Below are 15,228 nucleotides of genomic sequence, written 5' to 3' on the forward strand. Positions count from 1 at the left end.
CGGTGCTGCGGAAGAGGCTGGTGCCGCCGATGAACACCGCCAGTGGATCGTCGGGTTTGACCCGGATGGTCATGTCATAACCGCCCTGGCTGGCATAATCGTAGCCGAAGGGCAGGTCCACCTCGTCCTGCAGGTCGGGCAGGTTGGCGCTGCGGTCCTGCCAGACGCCCGTATCGGCCTGGTAGTGCCAGAGACTGTGTCCGCCGCCTGTCCCGATGAACCCCGCTCCCGGCGTCTCGCCCAGGAAATAGACCTGGTCCAGATCCGAAGGGGCCTCGGCGCAGATCACACGATTCCAGGCAGAGGGCCAGTCCTGGGGCGTGATCTCCGTCCAGGTGTCGCCGTCCGTGCTGCGCCAGATACCCGCGTCCGTGCAGGCGCTGCTGAGCACGGCATACAATACTCCATCCTCGGTGGCGTGCACGTGGGTCCAGGCGGAACTCAGCGACTGGAAACTGCCCAGAGCCGTGGACCAGTTCTCGCCCCCGTCGTCGCTGCGCATCACCGTGCCGTAACAGGCGGCGTACACACGACCGGCACCCGTGGAACCGGGATCGACCACCACATCGAAGACCACGTCGAAGGGGCTGCCGAAGCTGGACGGCGTGGTGGCCGTGCTGGCCAGCTGGTTCCAGCTGTGGCCACCGTCGCTGGAGACGAAGATGCCGTCACCGAAGTACCCGGGCACGCGGCTGTTGATCGAGCGCGAGCCACTGCCCACGTATTCGCCGGTGCCGTAGTACCAGGTGTCGCCATGACCCGGACGCGGGTCCTGCACCAGGCAGGTCACTCCGGGCAATTGCTCCATGGACGTCAGGCGCTGCCAGTCGGTCCCGGCGTTCAGGCTTTCGTAGAGCGCGCCGCTGACCGAGCCTGCCAGCAGGCGGCCGGGCGTGTTGCGATCGAGCACCAGCGCCCGCGTGCGCCCACCGATGTTCACCGGGCCGCGGTACTCCCAGTCCTCGGTGAAGACCTGTGCCCCCTTGTGTACGGGTTGGCGGCGCAGCTGGCTCACGAAGGCCTGCTCGCGGCTGCGGATCGCGCGGGGAATCTCGCCGGTGGCCGGATTGCGCAGTTTCATCCGCTCGTAATCGGCTCGTGCGATGGCCTTGCCGCCCTGCCCCAGCGGCACAGGGTGAGCCAGATTCCACTCCCGGAAACCGGGAATCGCCGTCTCGCTCGCGGGAGTCTGCCAGAGAGCCAGGGCCACGGCCAGGCCGCTGGCCAGCAACACGGTGAGTTGCAGATTTTTCATCGTGGGGTTTCCTTGTGCGACAGGGTCGGAATGAGAGCGTCGGCCAGGCTGCGCAGATCCCCGCCGGACGGGGCCTGGAAGGTGCGCAGGCCGAACACGGGCATGGCGGCCAGCAGGTGGTCGAAGATGTCGGATTGCAGATCCTCGAACTGCGCCCAGCGCTGCTCGCGACTGAACACGTAGATCTCGAGCGGCAGCCCGTGCTCGCCGGGCTGAAGCTGGCGCACCAGGAAGGACATCTCCGCGTGAATCAGGGGATGGCTGCGCAACCAGGCGACCACATAGGCCCGGAAGGTGCCCAGATTGGTCATCGCGCGGCCATTGATCAGTTCACCGGGATCGCCATGGTGTGTCACACTGTCGTTGCGCACTTCCTTGCGCCGGGTGGCCACGTAATCGGCGATGCGCTCGATGGCCTGGAAACGATCCAGCTCGGCGGGAGTGCAGAAGTGCACGCTGTTCATGTCCAGCAGCAGGCTGCGCTTGATCCGCCGTCCTCCGGACTCCTCCATGCCGCGCCAGTTGCGGAAGGAGTTGGAGACCATTGAATAGGAGGGAATCGTGCTGATGGTCTTGTCCCAGTTCTGGACCTTCACCGTGTGCAGCGAGATGTCGATCACGGTGCCGTCGGCCTCGAAGGCGTCCATCTGGATCCAGTCGCCAATGCGCACCATGTCGTTGGAGGTGAGCTGCACTCCGGCCACCAGCCCCAGGATCGAGTCCTTGAAGATCAGCAGCAGCACGGCCGTCATCGCGCCCAGCCCGCTGAGCAGGGTCAGGGGCGACTTGCCCAGGATCAGTGACAGCACCAGCGCGCCCGCATAGATGAAGAGCACGATCTTGGCCACCTGCACATACCCGCGGATCGGCCGGTTGCGCGCCACCTCGAAGGAATTGTAGATGTCCGTGGCTGTGTTGAGCAGCGCGGAGATCACGCTGAAGATCACCAGCAGCATCCAGATCAGCGCCGTGCGGCGCAGCAATTCGTCGATGCTGTCAAAGGTGTGGGCGAAGGAGTGCACGACCAGCGCGGGCACGATCCAGCCCGCACGTTCCAGCACCCGGTTCTTGAGCAGCAGGTCGTCCCACTGGGTCTTGCTTCGCACGATGATCCGGCTCAGGCTGCCGATCACCAGCCGGGCCAACAGACGGTAGGCGGCCCAGGATCCAAAGGCCATCAGCAGCAGCAGGGCCAGTTTCGAAAGCATCAGACTGGCCCGCGGTTCCATTCCCCAGGCGAGCAGTTGGTTCATCAGGGCTTCTTGCATGGCAGGACGAGCATCTCCAGACTTGTGGGGGTTCAGGGAGTGGTGCGGACATCGGGTCGCCCACGTGGGCCTGAAGGTAAGGCTCTGGTCTTGGCATGAAAACCGCCCCCGAGCCAGCAGTCTCCCGTGGACATCCCCTGCCCGTACCTGTCCCGGCGACTGGCACGCCCCGATTGACCTTGAGCAAGTCGCCTCCCGCGACCCATTGGGATCATCATTGCCCTTGTGCCCGGCCAGAGACAACCGTGCCAGCATCCGCCAACGGAGGAAGAATGGATTCGGCCTACGCCCCCCTGCACCCCATGATGGAAATCATTGACAAGCCATGCGCGGACTGGACACGCCAGGACCTGCTGAAGGTGATCGAGACCCGGCGTCTTCGCCGGATCACATTCCACTACACGGGCCTGGATGGCAAGCTCAAGGAACTGAAGATGCCCGTGCTGGATCACGCCCAGGCGGACCGGATCCTGGCCCGCGGTGAACGCGTGGACGGCTCCTCACTCTTCAGCGGCCTGGTCGGTGCGGGACTCTCGGACCTGTATGTGCTGCCGCTCTACCGCAGTGCCTTCATCAATCCGCTGGACGAGCAGAGCCTGAATCTGATCTGTCGTTTCGTGACACCCAATGGCGAACCGGCCGATTTTGCTCCCGACAACATCCTCGCCCGGGCCCTGGGCCTGCTGCGCCAGGAAACCGGGCTCGAGATGCGCGGCCTGGGAGAACTGGAATTCTACCTCTTCAGCCGGCCCGAGAAGGCGCTCTACCCCGCTCCGCGCCAGCGTGGGTATCACGCCACCGGCCCCTTCAGCAAACAGGGGAGCGTGCTGAATGAGATGATCGACGCCATCAACCGCTCGACCTATGGGGTGAAATACGGGCACAACGAAGTGGGCTTCGTCGAGAATCTGAAAAGTGAACTGGTGGAGATCGATGGCTGCCAGGCCGAGCAGCTGGAAATCGAACTGCTGCTGCAGCCGCTGGACGAACTGGCCGACACTCTGGTGATCGCGCGCTGGCTGATTCGCAACATCGCCCATCGCCATGGCATGGTGGCCTCCTTCGCGCCCAAGATCTGCGACGACGCCGCGGGCAACGGCATGCACATCCATCTTGAACTGATGCGCGACGGCCAGAGCGTGATGCGTGCCGAGGGTGGCAAACTGGCGGAACCGGCGCGTCGCCTGATCGCGGGCCTCTGCCGCAGCGCCGTCTCGCTGACGGCCTTCGGCAATACCGTGTCCTCGTCCTACCTGAGGCTGGTCCCCAACCACGAGGCTCCCACCCGGATCTGCTGGAGCGATCTCAACCGCAGCGCGCTGATCCGTGTGCCACTGGGCTGGAAGGAAGGCGAACAGCTGACCGCGCTCTTCAATCCGAAGGAAACCGTCGACCAGGCCGAGCTGCCCGCCAGCCAGACCGTGGAACTGCGCTCACCGGACGGCAGCGCCAATGTGCATCTGCTGCTGGCCGGGATGAGCATGGCCGCGGTGCGCGGCTTCCGTGATCCGGACGCCCTGCGGACGGTCGAGGATCTCTATGTGGTGGGCGACATCTCCGCCGATCCCAGTGTGCGCGATCGCCTGGCCCAGTTGCCGCCTTCCTGCACCGACAGCGCCGCGGAACTGGAAGCGGAGCGCGAGATCTACCAGGCGAACGGCGTCTTTCCCGCCTGCATGATCGACTGGGCCGCCGAGAGCCTGCGCGCCCAGAACGACTCCGGCATGCACACCTGGCTCGCCAGTCTTGAGCCCGATGCCCGCGAAACCGAAACCCGCCGCATCCTCCACAAGGACCTGCACAAGAATTGACCCAACGCACAGCCACACATCCCGTCGGCCACTTGCGCCCCACACAGGTCGCTGTGCCACACACGCTTGCGGCTTCCTGCCGGGCCCGATGAAGCGACGCGCAATCCGGGAATCACTCAACCCTTCCGCACTGCAACTCCACGCACACCCCCAAAAACCAACACGGCCCGGGATCAACACCCCCGGGCCGTTTCATTGGTCATCTCCTCACCGGACAAATCAAAAAACTTCCCCCTCACCCCGTTCCACCCAGGCAAAGCGCGTGACTTCCGGATCTCCTCCATGGCTCACACCAAGGACCGCCAGACCGTGGTCGCGCAGGAACTGGTCAATCGGGAACGGGGCACGCTGGCGACTGCGACTGCCATAGGCCCCCACGATCAAACGCCCACCGGGAGTCACGGCACGCCGCAACAGACGTTTCAGGTAGACCTCGAGCCGCTCGACGGGCACACAGTCCACGAGAGTGTAGACGAAATCGTACGTGCGTTCGGGCGACCAGTTCCAGGCGTTGCAGCAGATCAGGCTGGCCGCAGGCAGCTTGAGCCGCTCGCGCGCGATCTGGATCAAGCCATCCCCGGCGTCCAGCCCGTGGGGTTCCAGAGTGATCTGCCGTTCAGCCGCCCATTGCATCACGCATTCCAGCAGATGGCCGTTGGCACAGCCCACATCCAGAAAACTGCCGCTGCGATGCACGCCCTCCAGCAGGGGCTCGCGTTCGGCGCGCCAGCGTTCGGCACCTCCGGCGAAACCGCTCTGGCGAATCGGGTCGCTCTCGTCCAGATAACACTGCTCGAGAGTCTGCAATTGCTTGAGGAATGAGCGGGGCAGCGGACTGCGTGTATTCAGCATCTCAGGTCTCTTTCATTCGGGATGGTTCGCATGCGTTGAGGCCTCGAGTGCCTCCAGCCAGCGCCGGGCCTCGCCCGGTGTGCGAAAGCGCAGGCAGGGCGGGCAGTCCTGCTGTGCCGTGAGACGTTCGAACTCCCGTCGTCGGCGCTTCCAGGTCCTGATCACCCACCAGAGAATCGAGTCGCGGCTGAAGAAGGCCAGTCGCCAGTTCTCGCGGTTGCCCGCGAACAGCTCTTCCCCGGTGGCGCAGCGTGTCACCGTGCGCCGCAGGGAGCGTGCGAACACACGCGAAAAGGAATGGTCCAGCCAGATCAGCAGGGTCGCGCGCGGCCACACCAGATCGCGCACGGGGCTGTAGTTGCCATCCACCAGCCAGCGGGGTTCGCGTGTGACGGCATCGACACGGGCGCGAAAGTCCGACAGCAGGCGCGGTTCCCAGTCGGGCAGCCAGTAGAGGTTGTCCAGTTCCGTGGGCGTCCGCCCCAGGATGCGCCCCAGCGACCGCGTGAAGGTCGTCTTGCCGCAGCAACTGGTGCCGATCACATTCACCCGGTCCAGATCAAGCGGCCGGCTCATTCTCCGATGATCTTCACCAGCACGCGCTTGCGGCGCATGCCGTCGAATTCGCCGTAGAAGATCTGCTCCCATGGGCCGAAGTCCAACTGCCCCTCGCTGATGGCCACCACCACCTCCCGCCCCATCAACTGGCGCTTGAGGTGCGCGTCAGCATTCAGTTCGCCCGTGTCGTTGTGGCGCCACTGGTCCACCGGCTCGTGGGGTGCCAGCTTCTCAAGCCAGACGCTGAAGTCACGATGCAGGCCCGTCTCAGCGTCATTGATGAACACGCTGGCCGTGATGTGCATGGCGTTCACCAGCACCAGGCCTTCACGCACCCCGCTTTCATGGATGCACTCCTCCACATCGCGCGTGATGTTGACGAAGTCGGTCCGCCTGTCGGTGCGGAACCAGAGTTCCCGGCGGTAGCTGCGCATCATTCCTCCCTGGGCGCTGAGGACCCCGTCGCCCCACGTTTGCGGGCCTTGAGGGCGGCCAGCCGATCCCGGACCTGCTGGCGGCGAGGCTCGTCGAATCGGCTCCAGCCGGCGATTTCATCGCGCGTGCGCAGGCAGCCCAGACAGATGCCCAATTGACGATCCAGCTCGCAGACGCCAATGCACGGGGATGCGGGTTGTTCGGCCATGGGTCTCCCATTGTGACGGGGTCGGTTCTGGACGGGTACGGGCAGAATTCCGGAGTAACATTCTGCTTGATGGGTTGATCCAATTAGGGAAATTCATGACCATTTTCTGCCCCGCACCAGGACGCAAATCGGACGGAACCCATGCGCTTCGCCAGCTTCATGACCCTGCTGCTCTTTCTGCTGACCGCTGGCCGCGGCCAGGCCGGTGAGCTGCGTGGAGTCCTGCAGGACAGTCTGAGCGGGCAGGGCATCGCCGACGCCCAACTGATCTGCCTGGGCACTCTCAGTGGCGAACGCCGCCTCACCCGCAGCGGGCCGGATGGCGCCTTCTCCTTCGCCGATCTCCCTGCCGGCAGCTACTGGCTGGCGGCCACCCACAGCGCCTACTTCAGCAAACGTCTGGAAAATGTGGCCGTCCCCGGGACGGGCCGGGTCGAGCACACTCTCCTGATGGTGGTGAAACCCCTTGGTGTGGACGACGCCTTGCCCCTCGCCAGCGAGGATATGGCCCTGCTTGACGAGCCGGAACCGCAGGAACTGAGTCGCCCCGACAGCCGCACATCCTCCCGCGAATCCGCACGCAATCCCGTGAAGCGCGACATGAACTCGATCAAGCTCTGGCTCTTTGGCCGTTTCATGGAACTGGTCGGCGGAGTCGAAGGCGAGTGATCAGCGCTTGCGCGCCAGGCTGAGTCCGTCCCCGATCGGCAGCAGACACATCTCCACACGCGCATCGGAATGAATCCTGGACGCCAGCTCACGGATGGCGCGCGTATCCTCGTCCTGCACGCTCTCATCGGCCACCCGACCGCTCCAGAGCATGTTGTCCACGGCCACCAGCCCTCCCGGACGCAGCAGCTCGAGCGCCAGCTCGTAGTACACGGGATAGTTGCCCTTGTCGGCATCAATGAACATCAGATCGACGCTGGCCGCCCAGCCCTGGGCCAGCCGGGTGCGCAGTGTCTCGGCCGCGGGCGCCAGTGCCAACGTGATCCTGTCGGCCAGCCCGGCCTTCAGCCAATGGCGCCGGGCCACGGCGGTGTACTCCTCGCTGACATCGCAGGCCAGCAGTTCCCCGCCTTGCGCCAGACCACGCGCCAGGCAGATGCTGCTGTAGCCGGTGAACACACCCACCTCCACGATGCGTCGGGCGTTCTGCAACCGGGCCAGCAGAGTCAGGAACTGGCCCTGCTCGGGGGACACCTGCATGCCCGCATTGGGCAGTCTCGACGTCTCCGCGCGCAACTCCTCCAGCAGAGCGTCATCGCGTACTCCATGGCGCAACAGCCAGTCCTGCGTGCGCTCGTCCAGACCAATGCTTCCTCGGCTCATGGGCTCTCCTTTGCATGAATGTGTTCGTTTCCGTGCTGCTGCTGCCGGCCACTGGCCCCGCCACGACGGCTCCCCCGAAGGGCGAAGCCGTGATACCTTTCCCTGCGCATGCGGGGGAAGGCGCGGCGTATTCGACGCGGGGGATGGGGGAATCTCTCCATGCCGGAAAATCGTGACTCGCGTGCGCTGAAGGCCCCCATCCCTCTCGCCTGCGGCGAGCCTTCCCCCTCGTTCGCGAGGGAAGGGAGGTGGCTTCGCCGCGTGCGGGGAGGATCATTGGCCATGCCAACATGTCCTACAACCCCGTTCACTGATTCCATCTTGCCGCGCCACCCGAAGGGCGAAGCCGTGATACCTTCTCCCGCGCATGCGGGGAAGGCGCGGCGTACTCGACGCGGGGGATGGGTGAATCACTCCATGCCGGGATGGATCAGGCAGAGGCCGCGGGTCTCGAAGGTGCTCATGCCTTCCAGCAGCGCCGAAGCACCGTCCAGACCCACGCGTTTCTCGATCAGCGTGTCCGGTGTGAGCCGGCCGGCCGCCACCTGCTCAAGCAGTTGGCCGTAGCTGTCCAGGCCGCAGCCCAGGCTGCCGATCAGGCTCAGCTCCCATTTGGCGATGCGATCGATGGGCAGACTCAGGCTGCCGCGCTCCTTCTCGCCCGTGAGACCCAATTGCAGGTGGCGTCCGCGGCGGCGCAGACTCTCAAGGGCCGGGGCGCAGGTGGGCTGCAGGCCCAGGGCGTCCACACTGAGATCGGCTCCGCCCGAGGACAGTTCCAGAATCGCCTCGGCCACCGGTCCGGCCCCGGGGTCCACAGCGGCCTCTGCCCCGTGTGCCAGAGCCTGACGGCGGCGTTCGGGGTCGAGGTCCACGGCCAGCACGCGTGCGCCACAGGAGACCGCGATCTGCAACACACTCAGCCCCAGGCCCCCGCAACCGAAGAGCGCCAGACGCTCGCCGAAGCGCAGACCGGCGCGGTCGATCAGGCCGTGCCAGGCGGTCATGTAGCGGCAGCCCAATGCGGCGGCAGCATCCAGGCTGACCTCCTCGGGCAGAGCCACCAGATTGAGATCGGCCACGGGCACGTGCACGAATTCGGCATAGCCGCCATCGTAACTGAAGCCCAGCGAAGCATAGGATTCGCAGAGGTTGATCAGACCCTGACGGCACCAGCGGCATTCCCCGCAGCCGTTGTGGAAGGGCACCGTGACACGCTGACCTACCCGGAAACGGCGCACGCCGCCACCGACCTCCTCGACCACACCCCCGATCTCGTGTCCGGGAGTGCGCGGAAACTGCACCGGCATGCGCCAGGCCCAGTCGCCCACCCAGAGGTGCCAGTCGCTGCGGCAGACACCGCAGCCCGCCACCCGGATCACGGCGGAATCAGGACCGGCCGTCGGTCGGGGTGTGTTCAGGACTTCGAGCGGCTTGCCATAGTTCACAAGGCGTGCGGCACGCATGATCCGTCTCCTGGAATGTGGGCTGTACACCAGTCAGGCGAGCAGCCCAGGGTGTGTCAATGCCCGGTCATGGGCGAACGGGTGAACAGAACCCCGGGTGGCAGGCCCGGAATGAACTCGGCCAGCGCCAGCCGGGCCCGGACGGCGGCCGTGGAATCCAGCGTGAAGAATTCGACGGCATCCCGATCGCTTGACACTCGCCGGCTGGCCAGATGCAGCCGGCCAAGGGAAATCCAGCTCTCCGGCAGCTTGTCGAACCAGTCGGGATAGATCATCACCAGCTGCACTCCCTGTTCCCTGGCCAGCCGGTCTGCCCAGTCGGCACCCGCACTCGCCCGCCGGGCGGCCAGAGCCCGGGGGGAAGCCAGCCCCCAGAGATCGAGCACGGGCCAGGGGTTGCGCCAGCTCACGCGACCGATGTCGTTGACCGCCACCGGCCCCCGCCAGATCTGCTGTGCGAAGCGCGCCAGCTGGGCTTGCTGCTCGTGGATGTTGGCCATCGCCGTGGGACTTTCCAGAGTCGTGCGCAGGTAGGGCAGGCCCGCCAGGAGCAACAGCCCGGGCACCAGCCAGACGGGCCCGGCCCCCCGGATTCGCGTTGTGTCACGTCCCAGCAGTTCGCGCAAACAGCCCAGACCAACCACCAGACCGGGCAGCCAGACCTGGATCTCGTAGCGATTGAGCCAGCCGGTGCGCCCCGCCAACAGGTGCAGCGCAATGGCCAGCGCGGCCCAGAAAGCCAGACGGCGTGTCACACGGGTCAGCGACCGGCTGAACCCGCAGGCCGCCAGTACCAGCCCCAGACCCGCCAGCACACGCCCCTGGGGCAGTTGCACGTTGTGCAGTCCGTTGGCGACCAGCGCCCTCAGGCGTGCGACAGTTCCCGAACTGGCCACCAGGTCGGACTTGGCCGCCAGCGAGCCCGGCAGCCAGCCCAGTCCCAGGCTGTGCAACCAGAGCGAGTACAGCCCCAGCGGAAGGCAGGCCAGCAGCAGGCGCAGGACCAGTCCGGCGCGGCCGCGCGTGGGTGCCGGATCCAGCAGGATCGCGGGCAGCACCAGTGCCAGCATCTCGTAGCGCACCAGCGGCCCCAGCAGACACAGCAAGGCGAAGGCCCAGTCCAGACGTGGGCTGGGCGTGGGCATCTCCGCGCGCAATTGCAGGACTCGCAGCAGCAGCAAGGCCAACAGGACCTGCAGGCTGTGTTCCATGCCCGTGAGTGCCAGACCGGGCAGGTTGCTGACGGCCACCACGGCCAGCGCCAGCGGCAGAGTTGTCCGCCCGTGCGAGGTCCGCTCGGGAAACAGCAACCGCGACAGCAGCCACAGACTGGCCAGCAGGCAGAGTGCGTTGAGAATCAGTGGAATCCAGTGCATGAAGGAGCTGCCCGCGAAGGGCGCCAGCAGGAAGGGCCAGAGCGGGCTGGAGGACGGTGCACTGAGCTGGCCGGGCTGCAATCCCATGTGCCCATGGGACAGTTGCTCGGCCAGCTGCAGGTGAATCCAGGCGTCATCGAGAGTGTATTCAAGACGCCATTGAGAGGCGGCCAGACCTCCCAGCAGTCCCCAGAGCCAGAGGGCCAGCCCCAGAATGATCACGGCGGCGCGGCCCCTGCGCAGACTGGGCTCAGCCAAGTTCGGGGATGGCATTCTCGCCGCTCAGGGGCTGTTGCAGGATCATGTATTTGCGCACGGGCTTGCCGCCGATCAGATGCTTCTGGATGATTTCCTCGAGCACGGCCGGGGAGCAGCTGTGATACCAGACTCCGTCGGGATAGACCACCGCGATCGGCCCGTTGCGGCAGATGCGCAGGCAGTGCGTCTTGGAACGAAAGACTCCGCCCTCGCCGCTGAGACCCAGTTCCGCCAGTCGCTTCTTGAGAAACTGGAAACTCTCGTTGGAGTCGCTGCGCGAACAGCACTTGGCATCCTTCTGGTCAGCGCAGAGAAAGATGTGATGCTTGAGACGGGGAATGCCCAGCTCGTCGGCGATCTTCTTCAGATTCTTGGCCATGGGTGCTGTCCTGATGTATCCGCTGCCGGGTCCGTGAATCGAGGGACTTCTTCGCGGGGGCACGCGGGAGCCTTCTACGTGGGTTCTGCTAGATTGCCGCGCACTCTGGAAGTTTGCCATTGGGGCGAAACCGGAATGCACGGGACGGGTCGAAGCCGGTCCGTTCCTCCGCGGATGCCACGGCAGGGCTCCCGGAACCGCAGGCGGGCCAAGGTAAGGTTTGGACCCGGGCACTGCCACCGAACGCCAACACGCTTGAAAATCAAGGAATTGGAGGTGCAGATGAGTTCGACGAGCGCCCCCGCACGCACGCCGGAGCGGAAAGAAGTGAAGACCGAGCACTGCTGGAATCTGACGGAGCTCTACAAAGATGACAGCCAATGGGAAGCCGATCTCAAGAAACTTGCCGCGCTCAAGCCGCGCATCGCCGGTTTCAAGGGCACCCTGGGCAAATCGGCGGAAGCCCTGAAGGCCTGTCTGGAATTCACGCGCGAGATGGAGCTGCTGCAGGAAACCCTGTACGTCTATGCCCACCTGAAAGTGGCCGAAGACGGCATCAACAGCGAGAACCAGGCCCGCCAGGCCCGCATCTTCCAGCTGTTGAGCGAAATGGGCGCCGAGTTCAGCTGGTACGAGCCCGAGCTGCACGCCATTGACAGCAAGACCATGGACGCGTTCCTGGCCAGTGGCACCCTGGATGAGTTCCGCATTCAATTGAACAAGAGCCTGCGCTACAAGCCCCATGTGCTCAGCGAGCGCGAGGAGCGCCTGCTGGCCATGCAGTCCGAGTTCGCCTCGACGGCCTACCGCGGTTTCTCGGCACTCACCGACATGGACCTGGAATTCGGCGAGTGCATGTCCAGCGACGGCATGCGCCCCCTGACCCAGTCCACCATGTCGCTGTTCATGCTCGACCCCGACCGCGAGGTGCGCCGCAATGCCTACTTCCAGTATCACGGAGTCTGGCAGAAGCACAAGAACACCCTGGCCGCCCTGTTCAACGGCAGCGTGCAGCACGACATCTTCAGCGCGCGGATCCGCAACTTCCCGAGTGCGCGCGAAGCCAGCCTCTTCAGCGAGGACGTGCCCGTCTCGGTGTACGACAATCTGGTGAGCACCGTGCGGGCCAATCTCAACACCCTGCACCGGTATTACACCCTGCGCTCGAAGATGATGGGCCTTAAGGACATGGCCAGCTACGACCTGCGCGTGCCGCTGATCAAGGACATCAAGGTCAACCACAGCTACGAGCAGGCGGTGGAGGTCATCGACAAGGCGCTGCAGCCTCTGGGCGCCGAATACTGCGGCATCCTGCGCAAGGGCCTGCTCGAGGGCTGGGTGGATCGTTACGAGAACAAGGGCAAGACCTCGGGCGCCTTCTCCTCGGGCGGCTACATCGGATCGCCCTTCATCCTGATGAATTACAAGGACGAGGCCATCGACGACGTCTTCACCCTGGCCCACGAGGGCGGGCACTCGATGCATTCGTACTACAGCAAGACCAACAACCCCTTCCAGCACTACGGCTACACGATCTTCGTGGCCGAGGTGGCCAGCACCTTCAACGAGCAGCTGCTGGCGCGTCACCTGTACGAGGAGGCCACCGACGACACCTTCCGGGCCTACCTGATCAACAAGCAGATCGACGACATCATCGGCACGATCTTCCGTCAGACCATGTTCGCCGAGTTCGAGCGTGACACGCACGCAATGGTGGAACAGGGCCAGCCCCTGACCGTGGAAAGCCTTTGCGCCCTCTATCAGGAGCTGAGCCGCGCCTACTACGGCAGCCCGGTGACCCTGCCCGACGAGAACGCGCTGATCGGGCTGATGATTCCGCACTTCTACCACGCCTTCTACGTGTACAAGTACGCCACCGGGCTGTCCGCCGCGATCACCCTCAGTCAGGGCGTGCTCGAAGGTGGCGGCGACGAATTGCAGCGTTACCTGGGCTTCCTGAAACTGGGTGGTTCCAAGTTCCCGCTGGACCAGCTGCGCGACGCCGGTGTGGACATGACCCAGGCCGCCCCCGTGCAGAAGGCCATGGACCGCTTCTCCGACCTGGTCGGCCAGCTGGAAGCGATCCACGCCCGCAGCCAGAACTGAGCGCATTCACGCTTGCAGCAAAAAGCCCCCGACCGCCGTCGGGGGCTTTTTTCTCTGGTTGCATTGGCGAAATGGCCGTTCAATTGGAACAGCCCACCGAAAGGAAGTCATCCACAGGGGACCGCGAGCCTGCCGCCGTCCGGACGGCATCGCCGTGATCGAAGGTGATGCGCGCCAGTGGATCACGTTGATGCACTGAGCGAAACGCGACCACCGCAAGTCGCTGGGGCGGCTATTCGGCCTGGCCCCCGATCCCCAGCCGAGCCGAGCGTTCCGTGATCAAGGCGTGGAAGCGCAGGCGCAGCTCGGCGGGCAGGAAACTGCGGTCGATCATCGTGTGCCATCCGGGCAGGGCGTGCGCCACCCGGCGCTGCAGGTTGTGCGCGGCCTTGGGCTCCAGCCCACTGGTGGCCATGGCCGCAAGGAAGTCCCCGTGATCCAGCCGGCTGCGTTTCCCGTTCAAGGTCAGTGCCAGCTCTTCCGGGTCGGTTTCCAGAACCAGACGGGTGGCCACCATGTCGTAGGCCGGGCTGAGCAGCCAGCCCCTCTGGGGGTCCTTCAGCAGCGAGAGGTTCTTCAGGTGCAGGTCGCTGTTGCCCAGCAGAAACGCCACATGGACCTGCTCATACAAGCGGATCAGGTCCAGGCCGGGCTGGGCCGAGAAGCGCTGCAGCAGCCGGGCCACCTGCTCGTGGGAACCGCGGTACTTGGCTTCCGTGGGTTTTCCGCCCAGCTGACCCATGTCTTCCATGTGGAGTTTCGTGCCATTCTGGCGGTCGATCCGCCGTGTCAGGTAGGCGAATTCGCCCGACGCCAGCCGCACCAGGCCGTGGGGCACACAGGGGATCCCTGCCAGGCGGGTCAGGTGCATTGAGAGGTCTTCCAGTTCCGGCAGGAAGGGAAAGTCGGGGCTGGGGGGTTTCAGAATGTAACCGGCGGGCGCGTCCACCAGGGTGAGGCGCCTGGGCGCCCGGGTGCTTCCGCCACCGGCCAGTCCCAGGGACAGTTTGGCCTGTGCACCCGGAACGGTGATCCGAGCGCGAACGGCCTGCTCGGCAAGCGTTTGCACCTGGTCCAGGCTGACATCCAGCTGCGGGATCGGTCCCTTACCGTAGAGGCGCCGGGCGCAGCGGGCATGGATGTCCCCGCTGTCCGCTTCCAGTTCATCGTAACACAGCAGGCAGCGCGGTTCAGTCACGGGGTGCCTCCCCGGCTTCGTCCTCGACACTGGCGGCACCGATGCAGTCCCGACAGGTGGCCAGCAGCAGGCCCATGCGGTCGCGCGGGTCCAGTTTCCAGTTGCGCTCGGCGATGTGCAGCAGCCAGCCCTCGGGAATCAGGCCATCGAAGAAGGGAAACAGGGTGGCGCTGCTGTATGCGGCGCTTTGCAGGGGCAGAGTCTGGCTGATCGCCTCCGGGTCCGGAAGCGCGAGGTAGTCCAGATCATACTGGAAATGGTAGCCGGTCTCATCCTCGAGCAGGCGGCCCGCCAGGCGGCCATGCATCATGATCCGCGCCGCCCTCACGAGCCGGATTCCTCACGGCGCGCGGGCACCGGCCCCAGCTGATGGCCGAACAGACCGAGCACCTGGTTCACCTTGTCCATTCTCAGGCGGGTCTTGTCGCGTTCCAGCTCCCGCAGGAAACGCAGGCCGACACCCGCCGTGTCGGCCAGGGCGACCTGCGTCAGCCCCGCCTCCTTGCGCTTTCTGCGGACGAAGGCACTGAGGGTTTCCATGGCATGTCCCGTGAGTTGATGTGACCCGATCGGGTACACCCTAATGATTTTCGAGGAAAATCGCCCTGATCGGGTACAAAAACAATACACACACGGGAAATCGTACCCGATCGGGAGCATTTCACAGGCAGCCAAGGGATCGACGGGGGCCGTCCCACGGGAGAAGTGATCGGACCGTGGCCGTGG

The 15,228-nt window shown here is 65.1% G+C and carries 15 protein-coding genes; 3 read left to right on the forward strand and 12 right to left on the reverse strand.

Annotation, left to right across the window (positions count from 1 at the left end; translation table 11 throughout):
- Positions 1-1,251: 1,251 nt before the first annotated feature.
- Complete coding sequence (locus tag H6678_02290) at positions 1,252-2,508, reverse strand: mechanosensitive ion channel (GenBank protein ID MCB9472620.1); 1,257 nt, start codon at positions 2,506-2,508, stop codon at positions 1,252-1,254.
- A gap of 287 nt (positions 2,509-2,795) precedes the next feature.
- On the opposite strand from H6678_02290, the gene H6678_02295 reads away from it, so the two are divergent.
- Entirely contained in the window at positions 2,796-4,334 is a 1,539-nt protein-coding gene (locus H6678_02295) for a glutamine synthetase (protein MCB9472621.1), read from the forward strand.
- A 219-nt stretch (positions 4,335-4,553) separates the two neighbouring features.
- On the opposite strand, the gene H6678_02300 is transcribed toward H6678_02295, so the two are convergent.
- Genes H6678_02300 through H6678_02315 form a run of 4 tightly spaced genes read right to left on the reverse strand, consistent with a single transcriptional unit; the run spans position 4,554 to position 6,387 of the window.
- Positions 4,554-5,186 (reverse strand): class I SAM-dependent methyltransferase, encoded by a 633-nt coding sequence (locus H6678_02300; protein ID MCB9472622.1) that lies wholly within the window; start codon positions 5,184-5,186, stop codon positions 4,554-4,556.
- Positions 5,187-5,198: 12 nt separating this feature from the next.
- Positions 5,199-5,762, reverse strand: coding sequence for an adenylate kinase (locus H6678_02305; GenBank protein ID MCB9472623.1), 564 nt, complete (start codon positions 5,760-5,762; stop codon positions 5,199-5,201).
- On the reverse strand, positions 5,759-6,178 hold the full coding sequence (locus H6678_02310) for a YjbQ family protein (protein MCB9472624.1): 420 nt from the start codon (positions 6,176-6,178) through the stop codon (positions 5,759-5,761). The genes H6678_02305 and H6678_02310 overlap by 4 nt, the downstream gene beginning before the upstream one ends.
- Positions 6,178-6,387, reverse strand: a complete 210-nt coding sequence (locus tag H6678_02315; protein MCB9472625.1) for a DUF1289 domain-containing protein — start codon at positions 6,385-6,387, stop codon at positions 6,178-6,180. Before H6678_02315 ends, H6678_02310 begins: the two co-directional genes overlap by 1 nt.
- Before the next feature lie 141 nt (positions 6,388-6,528).
- Here H6678_02315 and H6678_02320 point away from each other — a divergent pair, with 141 nt between their 5' ends.
- Entirely contained in the window at positions 6,529-7,056 is a 528-nt protein-coding gene (locus tag H6678_02320) for a carboxypeptidase regulatory-like domain-containing protein (GenBank protein MCB9472626.1), read from the forward strand.
- On the opposite strand, the gene H6678_02325 is transcribed toward H6678_02320, so the two are convergent.
- The 4 genes from H6678_02325 to H6678_02340 form a co-directional block, all read right to left on the reverse strand.
- Positions 7,057-7,719 carry a class I SAM-dependent methyltransferase gene (locus H6678_02325; protein MCB9472627.1) on the reverse strand — a complete coding sequence of 221 codons (663 nt, stop codon included), beginning with the start codon at positions 7,717-7,719 and terminating at the stop codon, positions 7,057-7,059. It abuts the gene before it with no gap.
- Positions 7,720-8,129: 410 nt separating this feature from the next.
- Positions 8,130-9,185 carry an alcohol dehydrogenase catalytic domain-containing protein gene (locus H6678_02330; GenBank protein ID MCB9472628.1) on the reverse strand — a complete coding sequence of 352 codons (1,056 nt, stop codon included), beginning with the start codon at positions 9,183-9,185 and terminating at the stop codon, positions 8,130-8,132.
- Positions 9,186-9,241: 56 nt separating this feature from the next.
- Complete coding sequence (locus H6678_02335) at positions 9,242-10,834, reverse strand: hypothetical protein (protein ID MCB9472629.1); 1,593 nt, start codon at positions 10,832-10,834, stop codon at positions 9,242-9,244.
- Positions 10,812-11,198: a (2Fe-2S) ferredoxin domain-containing protein gene (locus H6678_02340; protein ID MCB9472630.1), complete on the reverse strand. Its 387-nt coding sequence runs from the start codon at positions 11,196-11,198 to the stop codon at positions 10,812-10,814. Before H6678_02340 ends, H6678_02335 begins: the two co-directional genes overlap by 23 nt.
- A 282-nt stretch (positions 11,199-11,480) precedes the next feature.
- Here H6678_02340 and pepF point away from each other — a divergent pair, with 282 nt between their 5' ends.
- Positions 11,481-13,304, forward strand: a complete 1,824-nt coding sequence (gene pepF, locus H6678_02345; GenBank protein ID MCB9472631.1) for an oligoendopeptidase F — start codon at positions 11,481-11,483, stop codon at positions 13,302-13,304.
- 232 nt (positions 13,305-13,536) lie between these two features.
- On the opposite strand, the gene H6678_02350 is transcribed toward pepF, so the two are convergent.
- The 3 genes from H6678_02350 to H6678_02360 are packed head-to-tail and all read right to left on the reverse strand — an operon-like array spanning position 13,537 to position 15,042.
- The gene (locus H6678_02350) at positions 13,537-14,502 is read right to left on the reverse strand and encodes a HipA domain-containing protein (GenBank protein MCB9472632.1); all 966 of its coding nucleotides are present in this window, start codon (positions 14,500-14,502) and stop codon (positions 13,537-13,539) included.
- On the reverse strand, positions 14,495-14,809 hold the full coding sequence (locus tag H6678_02355; protein MCB9472633.1) for a HipA N-terminal domain-containing protein: 315 nt from the start codon (positions 14,807-14,809) through the stop codon (positions 14,495-14,497). The genes H6678_02350 and H6678_02355 overlap by 8 nt, the downstream gene beginning before the upstream one ends.
- Positions 14,810-14,826: 17 nt before the next feature.
- Positions 14,827-15,042: a helix-turn-helix transcriptional regulator gene (locus H6678_02360; GenBank protein ID MCB9472634.1), complete on the reverse strand. Its 216-nt coding sequence runs from the start codon at positions 15,040-15,042 to the stop codon at positions 14,827-14,829.
- Positions 15,043-15,228: the final 186 nt, after the last annotated feature.

This window comes from Candidatus Delongbacteria bacterium, assembly GCA_020634015.1.
Lineage (GTDB): Bacteria > CAIWAD01 > CAIWAD01 > CAIWAD01 > CAIWAD01 > JACKCN01.